The organism is Spirillospora sp. NPDC052242 (genome assembly GCF_040679555.1).
Taxonomy (GTDB): domain Bacteria; phylum Actinomycetota; class Actinomycetes; order Streptosporangiales; family Streptosporangiaceae; genus Spirillospora.
Genome location: NZ_JBFAUZ010000001.1, coordinates 94,458 through 110,443, shown reverse-complemented (window position 1 = coordinate 110,443; position 15,986 = coordinate 94,458). Strand labels below are relative to the sequence as shown.

17 protein-coding genes are annotated in these 15,986 nt (G+C 73.0%); 10 read left to right on the top strand and 7 right to left on the bottom strand.

The features are described from left to right. Positions 1 to 52: 52 nt before the first annotated feature. Positions 53 to 1,375 carry a DivIVA domain-containing protein gene (locus AB0L25_RS00605; protein WP_500167144.1) on the bottom strand — a complete coding sequence of 441 codons (1,323 nt, stop codon included), beginning with the start codon at positions 1,373 to 1,375 and terminating at the stop codon, positions 53 to 55. Between the two features lie 340 nt (positions 1,376 to 1,715). Next, complete coding sequence (gene mce / locus AB0L25_RS00600) at positions 1,716 to 2,138, bottom strand: methylmalonyl-CoA epimerase (RefSeq protein ID WP_500167142.1); 423 nt, start codon at positions 2,136 to 2,138, stop codon at positions 1,716 to 1,718. A gap of 83 nt (positions 2,139 to 2,221) precedes the next feature. On the opposite strand from mce, the gene AB0L25_RS00595 reads away from it, so the two are divergent. Next, the gene (locus AB0L25_RS00595; protein ID WP_500167140.1) at positions 2,222 to 3,412 is read left to right on the top strand and encodes an acetyl-CoA C-acetyltransferase; all 1,191 of its coding nucleotides are present in this window, start codon (positions 2,222 to 2,224) and stop codon (positions 3,410 to 3,412) included. Between the two features lie 35 nt (positions 3,413 to 3,447). On the opposite strand, the gene AB0L25_RS00590 is transcribed toward AB0L25_RS00595, so the two are convergent. Next, positions 3,448 to 4,137: a DUF4230 domain-containing protein gene (locus AB0L25_RS00590; protein ID WP_500167137.1), complete on the bottom strand. Its 690-nt coding sequence runs from the start codon at positions 4,135 to 4,137 to the stop codon at positions 3,448 to 3,450. Positions 4,138 to 4,253: 116 nt separating this feature from the next. Here AB0L25_RS00590 and AB0L25_RS00585 point away from each other — a divergent pair, with 116 nt between their 5' ends. Next, the gene (locus AB0L25_RS00585) at positions 4,254 to 4,565 is read left to right on the top strand and encodes a DUF3817 domain-containing protein (RefSeq protein WP_500167135.1); all 312 of its coding nucleotides are present in this window, start codon (positions 4,254 to 4,256) and stop codon (positions 4,563 to 4,565) included. On the opposite strand, the gene AB0L25_RS00580 is transcribed toward AB0L25_RS00585, so the two are convergent. From AB0L25_RS00580 to AB0L25_RS00570, 3 genes are all read right to left on the bottom strand, one after another. Continuing rightward, positions 4,562 to 5,944: a hypothetical protein gene (locus AB0L25_RS00580; RefSeq protein ID WP_500167133.1), complete on the bottom strand. Its 1,383-nt coding sequence runs from the start codon at positions 5,942 to 5,944 to the stop codon at positions 4,562 to 4,564. The two genes, AB0L25_RS00585 and AB0L25_RS00580, sit on opposite strands and share 4 nt — an antisense overlap. Further along, complete coding sequence (locus AB0L25_RS00575; RefSeq protein WP_500167603.1) at positions 5,937 to 6,863, bottom strand: ATP-binding cassette domain-containing protein; 927 nt, start codon at positions 6,861 to 6,863, stop codon at positions 5,937 to 5,939. Before AB0L25_RS00575 ends, AB0L25_RS00580 begins: the two co-directional genes overlap by 8 nt. A gap of 375 nt (positions 6,864 to 7,238) precedes the next feature. Beyond that, positions 7,239 to 7,649, bottom strand: coding sequence for a MerR family transcriptional regulator (locus AB0L25_RS00570; protein WP_500167131.1), 411 nt, complete (start codon positions 7,647 to 7,649; stop codon positions 7,239 to 7,241). Between the two features lie 131 nt (positions 7,650 to 7,780). On the opposite strand from AB0L25_RS00570, the gene AB0L25_RS00565 reads away from it, so the two are divergent. The 5 genes from AB0L25_RS00565 (at position 7,781) to AB0L25_RS00545 (ending at position 12,381) form a co-directional block, all read left to right on the top strand. Next, complete coding sequence (locus AB0L25_RS00565; RefSeq protein ID WP_500167129.1) at positions 7,781 to 8,650, top strand: NAD(P)-dependent oxidoreductase; 870 nt, start codon at positions 7,781 to 7,783, stop codon at positions 8,648 to 8,650. Beyond that, positions 8,647 to 9,078 carry a PPOX class F420-dependent oxidoreductase gene (locus AB0L25_RS00560; RefSeq protein WP_500167127.1) on the top strand — a complete coding sequence of 144 codons (432 nt, stop codon included), beginning with the start codon at positions 8,647 to 8,649 and terminating at the stop codon, positions 9,076 to 9,078. Before AB0L25_RS00565 ends, AB0L25_RS00560 begins: the two co-directional genes overlap by 4 nt. A 111-nt stretch (positions 9,079 to 9,189) precedes the next feature. Beyond that, a complete protein-coding gene (locus tag AB0L25_RS00555) occupies positions 9,190 to 10,131 on the top strand; it encodes a tetratricopeptide repeat protein (RefSeq protein WP_500167125.1) in 942 nt (313 codons plus the stop codon). An 89-nt stretch (positions 10,132 to 10,220) separates the two neighbouring features. Then, positions 10,221 to 10,880 carry a cytidylate kinase-like family protein gene (locus AB0L25_RS00550; protein ID WP_500167123.1) on the top strand — a complete coding sequence of 220 codons (660 nt, stop codon included), beginning with the start codon at positions 10,221 to 10,223 and terminating at the stop codon, positions 10,878 to 10,880. 97 nt (positions 10,881 to 10,977) lie between these two features. After that, entirely contained in the window at positions 10,978 to 12,381 is a 1,404-nt protein-coding gene (locus tag AB0L25_RS00545) for an NAD-dependent malic enzyme (protein ID WP_500167121.1), read from the top strand. Between the two features lie 3 nt (positions 12,382 to 12,384). On the opposite strand, the gene AB0L25_RS00540 is transcribed toward AB0L25_RS00545, so the two are convergent. Further along, the gene (locus AB0L25_RS00540) at positions 12,385 to 13,017 is read right to left on the bottom strand and encodes a hypothetical protein (RefSeq protein ID WP_500167119.1); all 633 of its coding nucleotides are present in this window, start codon (positions 13,015 to 13,017) and stop codon (positions 12,385 to 12,387) included. Between the two features lie 163 nt (positions 13,018 to 13,180). Between AB0L25_RS00540 and AB0L25_RS00535 the strand changes: the two genes are divergently transcribed. The 3 genes from AB0L25_RS00535 to AB0L25_RS00525 all read left to right on the top strand — a co-directional run bounded on the left by AB0L25_RS00535 (position 13,181) and on the right by AB0L25_RS00525 (position 15,983). Continuing rightward, positions 13,181 to 13,756 (top strand): YqgE/AlgH family protein, encoded by a 576-nt coding sequence (locus AB0L25_RS00535; protein ID WP_026402503.1) that lies wholly within the window; start codon positions 13,181 to 13,183, stop codon positions 13,754 to 13,756. A gap of 11 nt (positions 13,757 to 13,767) precedes the next feature. Further along, positions 13,768 to 14,031, top strand: coding sequence for a DUF3039 domain-containing protein (locus AB0L25_RS00530; protein ID WP_500167117.1), 264 nt, complete (start codon positions 13,768 to 13,770; stop codon positions 14,029 to 14,031). A gap of 209 nt (positions 14,032 to 14,240) precedes the next feature. Further along, on the top strand, positions 14,241 to 15,983 hold the full coding sequence (locus AB0L25_RS00525; RefSeq protein ID WP_500167601.1) for a DEAD/DEAH box helicase: 1,743 nt from the start codon (positions 14,241 to 14,243) through the stop codon (positions 15,981 to 15,983). Positions 15,984 to 15,986: the final 3 nt, after the last annotated feature.

Sequence of the window (15,986 nt, the reverse complement as noted above, 5' to 3'; positions counted from 1 at the left end):
ACTCGGCCTCTAGGCTTTCGGTCGGTGACGCGCGGGTGAACGCGTCAGGTGGTCACTCCTGCCACCAGTCCTCGTCGTCCTCGTCGGACTTCTTGGCGTCGCCGCCCTTGGCCGGTGCGGCCTTCGCCGCGGCCGGCTTCGGGGCCGGCTTCGGAGCGGGCGGCTCCGCCTTGGGCTCGGCCGCGGGGATGGCGGGCTTCTCCGGCGGCGCGGCGATCTCGTCGGTGCCCATGCCCGGGGAGACGCCGCCGATGAGCTGGCGCAGCTGGTTGAGGTGGCTGGTGATGCTGTCGCGCTGGCGGGTGAGCTCGTCGACCTGGCGCTGCGCGTTGGTGCGGACGCGGTCGGCCTCGGCCTTGGTCTCGGCGAGCAGCTGCTCGGCCTGCGCCTTGGCCTCGGCGATGACGTTGTCGCTGTTCTTGCGGGCGTTCGCGACGAGCTGCTTGGCGTGCGAGTCGGCCTCGCGGCGGGTCTGCTCGGCCTGCTGGGTGGCCTTGGCGGCGCGCTGCTCGGCGGACGCGGCGCGCTGCTCGGCCTCGGCGACGAGCTTCTGCGTCGCGGCCTGGGCGGCGGCGTGGCGCTCGGCGTCCTGGCGGTCGGCCTCCTCGCGGCGGGCGGCGAGCTGGATCTCGAACTCGGCCTCGGCCTGGGCGCGCTGGGCCTCGCTCTCCTCCAGGATGCGCTGCGCCTGGGCGCGCATCTCGTCGGCCTGCCGCTTGGCCGTGGTGAGGATCTCGTCGCGCTCGCGCTTGGTGGACGCGCGCAGCTGCGCGACCTCGCGCTCGGTGGTGGTGCGGAGCTTGGCGATCTCCCGCTCGGCGGCGGCGCGCTTCTCGGCGACCTCGTGGTCGGCGGTGGCGCGGAGCTTGGCGACCTCGCGCTCGGTGGTGGAGGTCAGCTCGTCGGCCTCGCGGCGGGCGGACGTGCGCACCTCCTCGGCCTCGCGCTCGGCCGCGTTGCGCATGTCGTCGCCCTCGCGCTGGGCGGTGGCGCGCAGCTCGGCGGCGTCGTTCTCGGCGGTGGCGCGCAGCTCGGCGGCGTCGACCTTCGCGGCGGCCTTGATCTCGTTGGCCTCGGAACGCGCGGCCTGGACGAGCTCGGTGGCCTGCTCCTCGGCGAGCCGGAGCAGCTGCTCGATGCGGGCGCCGAGGCCGGAGTAGGTGGGGCGCTCCTGTTCCTGCAGCTGGCGATGCGCGTCGGACAGCTCCCGCTGCATGGCCTGGGTCGACTCGCGGGTCTGCCGGACCTCGCTCTCGAGCTGTTTGATGTGCTCGTCGACCTGGTGCCGGTCGTAGCCGCGGAGCACCACGTCGAACTCGCGTGGGGGCGTGTCTTCGAAGAAGTTGGTGAGCTGGGCGTCGATGTCGGACTGCATGTGGCTCAATCCTGATGTGACGGGGCTACGGGTGGTTCCGGGGACCGGTTGATCGCCTGGCGGGAACGGCGCAGCGCCCCAGACCTCTTCCGGCGAATGAAGCCTACTCCGGACACTGCCGTGTTGGGGGCTCATCTTGACGCGCTGCGTGTTTTGTCCCGTTTTGGCATGTCGCTCCGTGAAGTCGCGGCTGCCCAGGTACGGGCCCCACAAATGCACCAGACGCGACCGAACGGTCACAGAGCGGCAGTCTGTACCCCGTTACCCCGTCCCGGGGTCCCGAATGCGTCACGATCCGGTCACGGTGCGGCGCCGCTCCGTGACCGGCCGTCCGCCGCCGTCAGCGCTTCTGCACGAGTTCGGTCAGGACGCCGTGGCAGTCCTTCGGGTGCAGGAAGTTGATCAGCGAGCCCATCGAGCCCTTGCGCGGCTCGTCGTACAGGACCCGGACGCCCTTCTGCCCGATGTTCGCGGCCTCCTCGGAGACCGTGGCGTCGGTGCCGAACGCGATGTGGTGCACCCCCTCGCCGTTCTTGGCGAGCCATTTGGCGACGGCCGAGTCGTCGCGGATCGGCTGGATCAGCTGGAGGTAGCTCGCGGCGCCGTCGCCCGTCTCGTTGATCTTGAGCATGGCCTCCCGGACGCCCTGCTCCTCGTTCACCTCGAAGTGCACGTCGGAGAAGCCGTAGGTGGCCTTGTAGAACTCGACGGTGGCCTCGAGGTCGTGGCAGGCGATTCCGATGTGGTCGATACGGGTCAGCATGGGCGGGTCTCCCTCGAAGGCGTGCCGATACTCCTGGGTATGGTGGCAAACGTCGGCGCAGCACCACTCTGGAGGGCCCCCTCATGACCGCCACATCCGTGATCGTCGCCGGAGCGCGCACGCCCATCGGCCGCCTGATGGGCTCGCTCAAGGACTTCTCCGCGGCCGACCTCGGCGCGCACGCGATCCGGGCGGCGCTGGAGCGGGCCGGGGTGTCCGGCGACCAGGTCCAGTACGTGATCCTCGGGCAGGTGCTGCAGGCGGGCGCGGGGCAGATCCCGTCGCGGCAGGCGGCCGTGAAGGCCGGCATCCCGATGAACGTGCCGTCGATCACCATCAACAAGGTGTGCCTGTCCGGCCTGGACGCCATCGCGCTCGCCGACCAGCTGATCCGCGCGGGCGAGTTCGACATCGTCGTCGCGGGCGGCATGGAGTCGATGACGCAGGCGCCGCACCTGCTGCCGAAGTCGCGCGGCGGCTACAAGTACGGGTCGGTCGAGATGCTCGACCACATGGCCTACGACGCGCTCACCGACGCGTTCGACGGCATCGCCATGGGCGAGTCGACCGAGCGGCACAACGCGAAGCTCGACATCTCCCGCGAGGAGCAGGACGAGTTCTCCGCGCGGTCGCACCGGCGTGCCGCCGAGGCGATCAAGAACGGCGTGTTCGACGACGAGATCGCCCCGATCGAGATCCCGCAGCGCCGCGGCGAGCCGGTCGTGTTCGGCACCGACGAGGGCGTGCGGGGCGACACGACGACCGAGGGCCTCGCGAAGCTGCGTCCGGCGTTCAGCAAGGACGGGACGATCACCGCGGGCTCGTCCTCGCAGATCAGCGACGGCGCCGCGGCGGTCGTGGTGATGTCGAAGGCGAAGGCCGAGGAGCTCGGGCTGGAGTGGCTCGCCGAGATCGGCGCCCACGGCAACGTCGCGGGCCCCGACAACTCGCTCCAGTCGCAGCCCGCGAACGCGATCAAGCACGCGCTCGGCAAGGAGGGCCTGGACGTCGCCGACCTCGACCTCATCGAGATCAACGAGGCGTTCGCGGCGGTCGGGATCCAGTCGATGCGCGACCTCGGCGTCGGCCCGGAGAAGGTCAACGTGAACGGCGGCGCGATCGCCCTCGGCCACCCGGTCGGCATGTCGGGCGCCCGCATCGCGCTCCACCTGGCCTACGAGCTGAAGCGCCGCGGCGGCGGCGTCGGCGCCGCCGGCCTCTGCGGCGGCGGCGGCCAGGGCGACGCGCTCGTCCTCCGCGTGCCCAAGGCGTGACGCGAGCCCCCGCGCCCGCCGGGCGGGCGCGGGGGTCACTGGGCCGGTTCGGTGAACTTGACGGACGTGAAGCCGAGGGCCTGCAGCATGTTCGTCAGCATCGACCTCGTGTTGGCGTCGGCGCGCTCGCGCAGGCCGCTCTTCGCGGCCGCGTCCTGGATCTTCCGGCTCGCCAGGACGTACAGCTGTTGTTGGTCGTTCGGGTTGTCGCTGAAGAAGTCGCCGAACCGGTCGAACAGGCCGCGGTCGGTGGCGTGGACGTAACTGTTCTCCGTGTCGAGGTTCGTCTTCTCGAGTTGCGCGGGCGGCAGCGTGATCGTCGCGGCCGTCCGGTCCGCGTTCACCCTGATCGCGCCCGCACCGAACTTCGAGAAGTCGACGTAGGCGTCCACGGTGCCGTTGCCGACGAACAGGGTCCGCTTCCCGCGCAGCGAACCCGGCAGGAACTTCGCGTCCTGCTCCAGGTCGACGATGACCTGGAAGGACCCGCTCGCGGCCTCGTAGCGCCGCAGGTCCTGGATGGACTTGACCAGGACGGGCCCGCTGCGGTCCTTCGTCTCCGTCTCGAACGGGTTCGCCCAGTCCGGCAGCCCCAGCCCGCGCAGCAACTGCAGGCCCAGCACCACGACGACGGCCGTCGCGACGACCAGCAGCACCGGACCGCGCAGGAACCGGAGCGGGCGGAGGGATCGGGGGGTGCCCGTATTCGGTTTTTCGCTCGCCATACACCCGGCATGCCCCGCCGCGCCGCACGTTCACGCCACTTGTTGCTGTCCGGGCGATGTGATCAGGGCCATACCCCGGCCTGAAACCTCCCGCGCCCGACGGCCGTTGACCGGACGTGGACATCGTTCGTGCTTTCCGACTCGTCTCCATCGCGGAGGCGGTCTCGTTCCTGGTGCTGCTGCTCGTGGCCATGCCGCTGAAGTACATGGCGGACATGCCCGCGGCCGTGTCGCTGGTGGGCCCGATCCACGGGGTCCTGTTCATCGCCTACGTCGGCGCGGCGGTGATCGTGCGGCAGCAGCTCGGCTGGAGCATGACGCGGACGATCCTCGCGCTGGGCGCCGCGGTGCTGCCCATCGCCCCGTTCTTCGTCGAACGCCACTGGACCAAGCCCGCGCCGGTCACCGAACCGGCCGGCCGGGCTTAAGGCTCCTGCGCGGCCGCACCGGGCTGGGGGTCCCGGTGCGGCCGTGCAGGGGAACCCTGCGCGCCGTTCCCCGCCTCGTGCGGAGGGCGGCGCGTCGTCGTTCCCGGACGGTCCGCCGCGTCCGCCGTGCGGACGTCCGCCGCGGTGCGGAAGTCGTGGGGGCCGAGCGTGCACGTCCGGTAGTCCGCGAAGTGCCGCGCCAGCCACGCGCGGCGCCGCTCCTCGCTCCACGAGCCGAACAGCCGCGCCGTGCGCTCGTCCCCGATCGCGGGCGGCGCCTCCCCGACGAGCCACGCGTCCACCAGCGCCCCGTACCCGTGCGGCGACGGGCACGCGCGGGCGTCGCGCAGGCCGTCCCGGATCCGCCGGACGGCCCGCTCCTCGAACCCCGGCGGCAGCGCGGCGTCGAGATGGACGCCCGCGACGCCGTCCCGCACCCCGCCGGGCGCCCACCCGGGCCGCTGCTCCACGCGGGTGAACGCGCCGGGCGTCCCCTCCAGCCGCGCGGCGAGCGGCAGCACAGCGGCCGTCAGCGCGGGCAGCGCGTCGCGCAGCGCCGGATGCACGCACACGGTCAGCGGCCACTCCTGACACACCTGGTCGGTGCGGACGGGCGCGACCGTCCCGCCCGCCGTGCCGTGCAGCCCGAGCGTCGCCGCCGCGGACGCCGCGAGCGCGACGGCGAGCGGGACGCCGATCAGCGCGCGGCGCGTCGCCCACAGCACGTATCCGAGGATCAGCGCGGCCGTCGCGCCGACCGCCCACACGACCTGGTCGGCGAGCACCTGCGGGCGCAGCGTGGTGAACAGCGCGACCTGGTTCAGCGCGGCCGGGGGCAGCAGGCTCCACCAGGACATCCCGGGCACCCGCAGCGCCGCCCACAGCCCGGTGGCGGCGAGGACGAGCGGCGCCGTCGCCCGGTGCGGCGCGACCCGTCCGGCCAGGTAGCCGGCCACGACGTGCAGGACGAGCGCGCCCGCGCCCGCCGCGAACCCGAGCGGGTGCGAGCGTCCGGTGCCGTCGTGCAGGAGGGTGACGGCGACGATCACGGCGGTGACCGCGGCGTACGAGACGAGCGCGGCGGCCGACAGCAGCAGCAGGTCGAACAGCACGCCGGTGGCGGGGGAGCGGGCGGTGAGGTTGCGCAGGTAGTCCATGGGGCGTTCCCGGACGGCCGTCCACGCGGCGAGCGCGGCGGCGACCGGGCCGAGCAGCCGCACCGCGTTCACCAGGGCGACGACGGTGTTGTCCCGGTAGGCGTGCGGCGGGCACATCGACAGCGCCGCCGCGGCGGTGCCGACGACGGTGAGCAGCGGCACCGCGACGAGCAGCGCCGTGCGGCGGGCGTCCAGCCGGAGCACCCGACCGAGGTCAGACACCGGCGGCGCTCCGCACGGGCGTCCGGCGGGCCCGCGGCCGGACCGGCTGCGGCAGCGCGGGCAGCGGCGGCCGGCGGCCGATGCGCCGCGGCCGGCCCGTCCAGGGCAGTGCGGACCATGGACGGGCCGGCCACAGCCACCGGCGCGGCACCGGACCTTCGCCGCGCCGGTGATCGCCGGGCACCGCGTCCCGTCCGCCGGCCGCGTCGGGCCATCGGCGGTCGGCGGCGGAGCGGCCCCGGCGGGTCGTGGCCGAACGGGTGGGCTGTTCGGTGAGCTTGCCGCGGGTCAGCGTGAACAGCCGGTCGCACCAGCCGGTGAGCGGGTCGCAGCCGTCCGCGGTGATCACCACGGTCGGAGCGAGGGCGCGCAGCACCGGGATCAGCTCGGCGATCGCGGCGGACGCGTCGCCGCCCGGCCCGGCCGCGCCGGTCGGCCAGGGCTCGGCGGCGGCGCACAGCTCGCCGAACGGTTCGTCGAGGAGCACCAGCTCGGGTTCGTGGACGCACGCCGCGGCGAGGCCGGCGCGCAGCCGGACGTCCGGCGGCAGCAGCGCGAGCTCGGTCCCGGCGGCCTCGGTGAGGTCGAGGCGCTTGACCATGGCGCGCGCGGCGGCGGTGCTCGTCCGCTTGAAGTACGCGGCGTACTCGACGAACTCGCCCGCCGTCATGTTCCCCGCGCGGGAGAACCGGGCCGGCAGGTAGCCGATCCGGGCCCGCGCGGCGCGCAGCTCCGTACCGTTCGATATGTCCCTTCCGAGAATGTGCAGCGCACCGGCGTTCGGTCGGCGCAATGTCGCGAACGTGGCCAGCAGAGTGGATTTACCGACACCAGGTGGACCGGCAAGGCCGACCACGCCTTCGGCAAGGCCGAAGGTCACCGGGCGCAGGAGCCACCGCCCCCCGCGGCGGACACCCATTCCTCGGGCCACGATCGCGGAATACTCCGCGATCACTGTTTCCCCCCGTTGTTCGCCATGCGCTCGCTGCGGCCGTGTCTGGCGCGCCGGTGGCCTCCCCCGTCACCACGCGGCGCCCGCCCGGCTCCCGGCACCGGCCGAACCGGTGTCCAGGGCGTCCGGAGCTCTTTTGCCGCGGAACGATGCATCGACATCGCGACTATAACCGGGCTTGGCGATGGCTGTCAGCAATCTTTTTGCCTTTACTGCGGGACCGCTGGAATCTTTGCCTCGCAGCGTGACTGGAACAAAATAAGATATATGGACAATCGGCATATGCCTGCTAAAAGGCATTTCGCGTGCCGGGTGCTATCCGCCCCCGGATGACGCGATCGATCACACGGTCGCCGGCTCCGGTTCGGACTCGTCGCACTCCTGGTAGGGGGACGTCGCCACGCGGCGCTCGGTCGCGTCGATGAAGTCGCTCAGCACCTGCCGAGACTGGACGACCGACTCGATGCACTCGTCGAGCTTCCGCAGGCGCGCGCGCAGAGCGTCCAAGAGTTCGGGACACGGCTCGAAGTCGGGGCCCGACCCATTCGCACAGGGAAGCAGGTACGCGATCTCCTTCGACGACAGCCCCGCCTCGAGAAGCCTGCGGATCTGCGTGACGGTCAGGACGGCGTCGTCCGCGTACTCGCGGTAACCGTTGGCGCCCCGGCCGGCCTCCAGCAGCCCCTGCGACTCGTAGTAGCGCAGCTGGTGCGCGTTGACCCCGGTCCGCCGGCTCAGCTCTCCGATCAGCATGGCGCTCGCCCCTTGACCTTCATATCAGTATGAACGTTCAGGATTCTGCCATGACCACTGATGCACCCCAAAAGACGACATCGCCCCGAGAGACGACATCGACGCATAACGACGGCACCGCCCGCACCCCTGTGACCGTCCTCGGCCTCGGGCTGATGGGAAGCGCGCTCGCCGAGGCGTTCCTGCGCGCCGGGCACCCCACGACCGTCTGGAACCGGACGGCCGCGAAGGCCGAGCCGCTCGCCGCCCGGGGCGCGACCCTCGCCGCGACGCCCGCCGAAGCCGTCGCGGCCGCCCCGCTCGTCGTCGTCTGCCTGACCGACCAGGCGTCCGTCCGCGCCGTCCTCGAAGCGGCCGGCGCCGCCCTGGACGGCCGCACGGTCGCGAATCTGACGTCCGGATCGTCCGGCGAGGCCCGGGAGACCGCCGCGGCGGCCGCCCGGCACGGCGCCGACTACCTCGGCGGCGCCGTCATGGCGATCCCCGAGGCGGTCGGGACCGCGGACGCCGTCTTCGTCTACAGCGGGCCCCGCGCGGCCTTCGACCGGCACGAACCGGTTTTGCGGAGCCTCGGCGAGGGAACGTCGCACCTCGGCGGCGATCACGGCCTGGCGTCGCTGAACGAGATGGCCGTCCTGAGCCTGATGTGGAACGTGCTGAACGGTTTCCTGCACGCCACCGCGCTGCTCGGCGCGGCGGGCATGGACGCCGCCGCGTTCGCCCCGCTGGCGAAGACGGGCGCCGAGACCGTCGCCGGCTGGTTCGCCGGCTACGCGCGGCAGGTCGACGACGGCGCGTACCCGGTCCTGGACGCCGCCATCGACCAGCAGCGCGTCGCGATGCGGCAGCTCGTCGACGAGAGCGCGGCGCTCGGCGTGTCCACCGAGCTGCCCGCCCTCATCACGGCCCTGGCCGACCGGGCCGCGGCCGCCGGGCACGGCGGCGACGGCTACGCCGCGCTGATCGAGCAGTTCCGCAAGCCCTCGGAGGGACGACCATGACCACCACGCAGTTCGACCCGCGCGCCCTGCTCGCCGAGAGCCGGCTCGGGGTCCTCGCGACGATCAAGTCCGACGGGCTCCCGCAGCTGTCGCCCGTCATGCCGTACTACGACCGGGACGCGGGCGTCCTCTACGTGTCGATGACCGAGGGGCGCGCCAAGACCGTCAACCTGCGCCGCGACCCGCGCGCCGCGCTGGAGGTCACCTCGCCGGACGGCCGCGCCTGGGCCACCGCCGAGGGCCCGGTGACGCTCACCGGGCCCGGCGCCGACCCGGACGGGCCGGAGGTCGACGCGCTCGTCGACTACTACCGCCGCGCCGCAGGGGAGCACCCCGACTGGGCCGAGTACCGGTCCGTCATGGTGTCCGACCGCAGGGTGCTCATGACCATGACGGTCGACCGCGTGTACGGCGAACGGCTCGGCTGACCCCGGCCGGTCGCCTCCTCGACCCGTCCCCGCACTCCGCTGGGAGCGTACGGGCGCACAGGTGGTGCGGGGATGGGGCAGGATGGAGCCATGCCTTCTCGGGACTTTTCGTTGCACGGGGCCATCGACCTGGGCGCCCGCCAGGCGGCCGTCAGGAAGCAGCAGGAACGCCGGGCGCAGGCGCAGGCGGGCGGCGGGGCCGCGCCCGCGGGCGCGGCCGGCGGGCAGTACGTCGTCGACGTGACCGACGAGACGTTCAACACCGACGTCGTGGAGCGCTCGCAGAGCGTGCCCGTCCTCGTCGACTTCTGGGCCGAGTGGTGCGGGCCCTGCAAGCAGCTCGGGCCCATCCTGGAGAAGCTCGCCGCCGAGGCGGCCGGCAAGTGGGTGCTCGCCAAGGTCGACGTCGACGCGAACCCGCAGCTCGCCGCGTACATGCAGCAGATGGGCGTCCAGGGCATCCCGTTCGTCGCCGCGGTCGTCGCCGGGCAGCTGCTGCCGTTCCTCAACGGCGCCGCGCCCGAGCCGCAGGTCCGGCAGGCCATCGACCAGCTCTTCGACGTGCTGCGCAAGGAGGGCATCCTCCCGGACGCGCCCGCCGGCGAGCCGGGCGCGGAGCAGCCGGCCCAGCCGCAGATCGACCCCGGGCTCGCCGAGGCCGAGGACGCCCTCCAGCGCGGCGACCTCGACGCGGCCAAGGCGGCGTTCGAGCGGCTGCTCGCGCAGAACCCGCGCGACCCGCAGGCGAAGCAGGGGCTCGGGCTCGTCGAGCTGAGCCTGCGCGTGCAGGCCCTCGGCGACCCGCAGCGCGCGCTCCAGGAGGGCCAGGCCAAGCCCGGCGACGTGCCCGCGCAGATCGGCGCCGCCGACGTCGAGATGATGTCGGGCCGCGTCGACGAGGCGTTCGCGCGGCTGATCGCCGCCGTCCGGGCCAGCGCGGGCGACGACCGCGACGCGGCGCGCAAGCACCTGCTGTCGCTGTTCGACCTCCTCCCGCCGGACGACCCCCGCGTGGGCAAGGCGCGCCGCTCGCTGCAGTCGGCCCTGTTCTGATCGGGACGTTCTGACGCTCCGGCACCGGCCCGCCGCCGATCCGGCGGCCGGGCAGGGTGACGGACGCCCGAAATGGGCATGAACTGTCCGTGACCGCCCGGATCGTCACCATCTCCGCCGCGTTCGGCGCGGCCGGCGCCCTCGTCGGCCCCGCCGCGGCGGAGCGCCTCCGCCTGCCGTTCGTCGACCGCGCGATTCCCGAGGTCGTCGCGAGCGAGATCGGCTGCACCCTCGAGGAGGCCCTCGCCCACGACGGCCGCGCCGAGAGCGGCCTCGGCCGCATCCTCGCCGGCGCCGCGCGGCTGCCGAACGTGTCGCTGAGCGGCATGGAGGTCCACCTGCCGAACCGCGACGCCGTCCCGCCGGAGGAGTTCACCGCGCACACCGAGGAGGCGATCCGCCGCGCCGCCGAGGACGGCTGCGTCGTCCTCGGCCGCGCCGCCGCGCTCGTCCTCGGCGACCGGCCGGACGCGCTGCACGTCCGGCTGGACGGGCCGCGCGAGCGCAGGATGGTCCGCGCGGCCGCCGAGATGCCCGCGAACTGGGACGCGAGTGGGCCGAGCGGGACGCCGTACCGCGAAGTGGAGCGTATGCTCGTGGACAACGACCGCGCCCGAACGGCCTACGTGAAGCACTTCTACGGGGCCGATCCCGCCGATCCGCGGCTCTACCACCTCGTGATCGACACCACGAGGCTGCCCGTGCCCGCCGCCGTCGACCTCGTCGTCGCCGCGGCGGGGACGCTCTGAGCCCGCGGGGCCGTCCGGGCACGGCCCCCGGCGTGCCACGCCGATCGCGCGCACGTCCGGGACACGGACATACCCGGTTACAGAGGGAGCATCTGTCGTGGCGAGCGTGCCGAGCGTTTCGTACTCCATCACCGTCCGGCTGGAGGTCCCGGCCGGCGGCAAGGCCGTAAGCCAGATCACCCACGTGGTGGAGAACGCGGGCGGCATCGTCACCGCCCTCGACGTGAACACCGCCGGGCACGAGACGCTCCGCATCGACGTGACGATCGCCACCCGCGACACCCAGCACGCCGAGGCCATCGCCGCGGCGCTGGAGCAGCTCGACGCCATCAAGATCCACAAGGTCAGCGACCGCACGTTCCTGATGCACCTCGGCGGCAAGATCGAGATGTCGTCGAAGGTCCCGCTGCGCAACCGCGACGAACTCTCGATGGCCTACACGCCCGGCGTCGCCCGCGTCTCCCTCGCGATCGCCCGCAACCCCGAGGACGTCCGGCGGCTGACGATCAAACGCAACAGCGTCGCCGTCGTCACCGACGGCTCCGCCGTCCTCGGCCTCGGCAACATCGGCCCCGAGGCCGCGCTGCCCGTCATGGAGGGCAAGGCCGCGCTGTTCAAGCGGTTCGCCGGCATCGACGCCTGGCCGATCTGCCTCGACACGCAGGACACCGACGAGATCGTCCGGACCGTCCAGATCCTCGCCCCCGCGTTCGGCGGCATCAACCTCGAGGACATCTCCGCCCCCCGCTGCTTCGAGGTCGAGGCCCGCCTCCGCGAACTCCTCGACATCCCCGTCTTCCACGACGACCAGCACGGCACCGCCATCTGCGTCCTCGCCGCGCTCACCAACGCGCTCCGCGTCGTCGGCAAGGACCTGTCGTCCGTCCGCATCACGATGGCGGGCGCGGGCGCCGCGGGCAGCGCGATCCTCAAGCTGCTCATGCACGCGGGCGCCCGCGACCTGATCGTCTGCGACTACCGCGGCGCCGTCCATCAGGGCCGCGACGACCTCGACGACTCGCTCCGCTGGATCGCCGAGCACACGAACTCCGCCGGCTACGCGGGCGACCTGCGCGGCGCCGTCAAGGAGGCCGACGTGTTCATCGGCGTCTCGGCCCCCGGCATCCTCACCGGCGACGACATCGCCACTATGAACGACGACGCGATCGTCTTCGCCCTCGCCAACCCCGAGCCCGAGGTCTCGCCGGACGAGGCCCGCGAGCACGCCGCCGTCGTCGCCACCGGCCGCAGCGACTACCCGAACCAGATCAACAACGTCCTCGCGTTCCCCGGCGTGTTCCGCGGCCTCCTCGACGCCCAGGCGGACGGCGTCACCCTCGACATGCTCGCCGCGGCCGCCGCCGCGCTCGCCGAAGTGGTCACCCCGGAAGAGATCGGCCCGAACTACATCGTCCCGAGCGTGTTCCACCCGGACGTCAGCTCCCGCGTCGCGGGCGCCGTCCGCGAGGCCGCCGGCGGCCGCCCCCGCACGGAGGCGTGACCGTCACTTCTGCAGCATCTTCTCCTTGCGGCGCGGCCACACGCCCCCGTACCAGAAGATGACCCCGCCGGTGATCAGGGCGGCGAGGGCGGTGGCGCCCCGCGCCCACAGCACCCCGTCGTCCTGGCCGGTGTAGGGCAGCTCAGACGGGTCGTCGCCCGGCGCTCCCGCACCGGCGCAGTTCGCCTCGACGGCCTCGGACGCGATCCGCTCGTTCGCCCACGCGACCTGCACCCGCGTGCGCCGGTCCTCCCGCACCTCGACGTCCACCGTGCGCGCCTCGCCGCCGCCCAGCCGTCCGGGGATCGCGGCCGTGTCGTCGTTCTTCTCGATGCTGAAGTCCGCGGGCCGCGACCCGGTGTTCCGGATCCGCACCGGCACCGTCCGCCCCGGGCACGACACCGACCCGATCTCCGCCGTCAGCGCCGCCCGCCCCGACGCCGTCGGCTCGGGCGACTCGCGCGACTCGCGCGGCGACCCGGAACCGGACCCGGACGGCGACGGGGACGGCGCGGTCGTCCGGTTCGACGCGGGCGTCGCCGCCTCGGAGTCGTCCCCTCCCACCAGCGGCGGGATGGCGATGAACGCCGCGAGGGCGAAGAACACGGCGGCGATGACGACCCTGGGCAACTGCATCGCTGTCCTCCCCGGGCCCGCGGGCGCGGGCGGCCGATGGTCCGAGAGATCATTCTCAACCTGTGCTGTTGTGCTGCCGATATCCCCGTCGATAGGTGTACGTACCAAGGTAACGAGAAGGGGGGCGTGCCGCCGAGGGTCGGCGCAACGCATGATGGAACCCATGGAAGACGGCATCAGGGTGGGGCTACTGCTCGTCGCGACCCCTCAGCTGGAGGATCCCAACTTCAAGCGCAGCGTGGTCCTGCTGGTCGAGCACGACATGGACGGCGGGACGCTCGGTGTCGTCCTCAACCGGCCGACCGAGGTTCCGGTCGACCGGGTGCTGCCGCCGTGGGCCGAGCTCGTCACCGGGCCGTCCGTGGTGTTCCAGGGCGGGCCCGTGGCGCTCGACAACGCGCTCGCCCTGGCCCGCCTCCCCGGGGAGGACGAACCGCTCGGCTGGCGCGCCCTGGAGGGCGGGGCCGAGGTGTCGCGGGTCGGGCTCGTCGACCTGGAGGCCCCGCCCGGCCTGCTCGCGGCCGAACTTCTCCAGTTCCGGGTGTTCGCGGGGTACGCCGGCTGGTCCGCGGGGCAGCTGCGCACGGAGATCGAGGAGGGGGCGTGGTACCTGGTGCCCGCCGAGGCGGGCGACGTGTTCGCTCCCGACCCCGACCGGCTCTGGTCGGACGTCCTGCGCCGTCAGGGCGGCGACCTGGCGTTCGTCTCCACGTACCCTGAGGACCCGACGCTCAATTAAGGTGTGATGACGTGAGCACGAAGATCCTTCCCGATGGCGACACCCAGACAGATGTACGGCCGGATCTGTCGCACGGTGACGGCGACCACGAGCGGTTCGCCCACTACGTGAAGAAGGCGAAGATCACCGAGAGCGCGGTGAGCGGCACGCCGGTGATCGCCCTCTGCGGCAAGGTGTGGGTGCCGAACCGCGACCCGAAGAAGTACCCCGTGTGCCCGGAGTGCAAGGAGATCTACGAGTCCATGCAGCCGGGCGGCGACAAGAACGACGGCTGACCCGCCGGTGCGGGACGGCCAGGCGCCGCGGGGCGCCCGGCCGTCGCTTTCGCGTGCCGTGGGGGAAGGGGCGGACACGCCCGGGCGATGTCGCGGGCGTGTCGGCTGGTCGCGGTGTGGATCGCGGCACAGGTTGGGCTCGGAGGGCACGATCTGTCGGTCCCGGTATGTAGCCTGCTATGACCGTGAGCACCTTCGCCGCACCGAGCATGCCCCCCGCGTTCCCCGAACGGGCCGCCTGGGGGACGGCGTCGTCCCTGCGCGCCTGGCAGCAGGAGGCGCTCGAGGCCTACTTCGGGACGGACGGGCAGCAGCCGGGGCCGCGCGACTTCCTCGCCGTCGCGACGCCCGGCGCCGGTAAGACGACGTTCGCGCTGCGGCTCGCGCGGGAGCTGATGGAGCGGCGGGCCGTCGTGGCGGTGACGGTCGTGTGCCCGACCGAGCACCTGAAGCGGCAGTGGGCCGAGTCGGCGGCGCGGGTGGGGATCAAGCTCGACCCCGAGTGGCAGAACAGCAGCGGGCCCGTCGGCAAGGACTTCCACGGCGTCGCGGTGACGTACGCGACGGTGGCGGCGCGGCCGGCGCTGCACCGGAACCGGACGGAGTCCCGCAAGACGCTCGTGATCTTCGACGAGGTGCACCACGCGGGGGACGGCCTGTCGTGGGGCGACGCGGTGCGGGAGGCGTTCGAGCCGGCGGCGCGGCGGCTGTCGCTGTCGGGCACGCCGTTCCGGACCGACATCAATCCGATCCCGTTCGTGGAGTACGAGGAGGGCCCGGACGGCGTCCGGCGGAGCCGCGCGGACTACACCTACGGGTACGGGCCCGCGCTGGCCGACGGCGTCGTGCGTCCGGTGATCTTCCTGGCGTACGCGGGGGAGATGCGGTGGCGGACGCGGGCGGGCGACGAGATCACCGCGACGCTCGGCGAGCCCCTGACGCAGGACCAGACGGCGCAGGCGTGGCGGGCTGCGCTCGACCCGAAGGGCGACTGGATCAGGCAGGTCCTCGCGGCGGCGGACCGGCGGCTGACCGAGCTGCGGCGGGTGATCCCGGACGCGGGCGGGCTGGTGATCGCGACCGATCACGAGACCGCGCGGGCCTACGCGAAGATGCTGCGCGCGGTGACGGGCGAGGGCGCGACGATCGTGCTGTCGGACGATCCGTCGGCGTCGAAGAAGATCAAGCAGTTCGGCGAGACCGGTGACCGGTGGATGGTCGCGGTCCGGATGGTGTCGGAGGGCGTCGACATCCCGCGGCTGTGCGTGGGCGTGTACGCGACGTCGACGAGCACGCCGCTGTTCTTCGCGCAGGCGATCGGGCGTTTCGTCCGGGCGCGCAAGCGGGGCGAGACGGCGTCGGTGTTCCTGCCGTCGGTGCCGACGCTGATGGGGCACGCGGCGGAGCTGGAGGAGGAGCGCGACCACGTGCTCGACCGTCCGGTCCGTGAGGACGGCCTGGACGACGATCTGATCGCCGAGGCGAACAAGCGGCAGGACACGCCGGACGTCGGCGAGGAGCTGCCGTTCGAGACGGTCGAGGCGTCCGCGACGTTCGACCGGGTGCTGTACGACGGCGGCGAGTTCGGCATGCACGCGACGCCGGGGTCGGCCGAGGAGGAGGAGTACCTCGGCATCCCGGGGCTGCTGGAGCCCGACCAGGTGTCGGCGCTGCTGCGCAAGCGGCAGGCGGAGCAGCTCGCGGGGGCCCGGCAGAAGAAGACGGGCGATCCGCGCGCCGACCGGACCGCCGCCGAGGACATCGCGGCCCTGCGGCGGGAGCTGAACGGCCTGGTCAACGCGTGGAACCACCGGACGGGCCAGCCGCAGGGCGTGATCCACAACGAGTTGCGGCGGCAGTGCGGCGGCCCGGCGGTGCCGCAGGCGAGCGCGGAGGAGATCCGGGCGCGGATCACGAAGATCCGCGAGTGGGCGGCGCGCCGCCGGGGCTGAGGG

What these genes read in the sequence shown, in the direction of transcription:
- AB0L25_RS00605 (WP_500167144.1), bottom strand. Translation starts at nt 1,375, where the DNA reads ATGCAGTCCGACATCGACGCCCAGCTCACCAACTTCTTCGAAGACACG.
- mce (WP_500167142.1), bottom strand. Translation starts at nt 2,138, where the DNA reads ATGCTGACCCGTATCGACCACATCGGAATCGCCTGCCACGACCTCGAG.
- AB0L25_RS00595 (WP_500167140.1), top strand. Translation starts at nt 2,222, where the DNA reads ATGACCGCCACATCCGTGATCGTCGCCGGAGCGCGCACGCCCATCGGC.
- AB0L25_RS00590 (WP_500167137.1), bottom strand. Translation starts at nt 4,137, where the DNA reads ATGGCGAGCGAAAAACCGAATACGGGCACCCCCCGATCCCTCCGCCCG.
- AB0L25_RS00575 (WP_500167603.1), bottom strand. Translation starts at nt 6,863, where the DNA reads ATGGGTGTCCGCCGCGGGGGGCGGTGGCTCCTGCGCCCGGTGACCTTC.
- AB0L25_RS00570 (WP_500167131.1), bottom strand. Translation starts at nt 7,649, where the DNA reads ATGCTGATCGGAGAGCTGAGCCGGCGGACCGGGGTCAACGCGCACCAG.
- AB0L25_RS00560 (WP_500167127.1), top strand. Translation starts at nt 8,647, where the DNA reads ATGACCACCACGCAGTTCGACCCGCGCGCCCTGCTCGCCGAGAGCCGG.
- AB0L25_RS00540 (WP_500167119.1), bottom strand. Translation starts at nt 13,017, where the DNA reads ATGCAGTTGCCCAGGGTCGTCATCGCCGCCGTGTTCTTCGCCCTCGCG.
- AB0L25_RS00535 (WP_026402503.1), top strand. Translation starts at nt 13,181, where the DNA reads ATGGAAGACGGCATCAGGGTGGGGCTACTGCTCGTCGCGACCCCTCAG.
- AB0L25_RS00525 (WP_500167601.1), top strand. Translation starts at nt 14,241, where the DNA reads ATGCCCCCCGCGTTCCCCGAACGGGCCGCCTGGGGGACGGCGTCGTCC.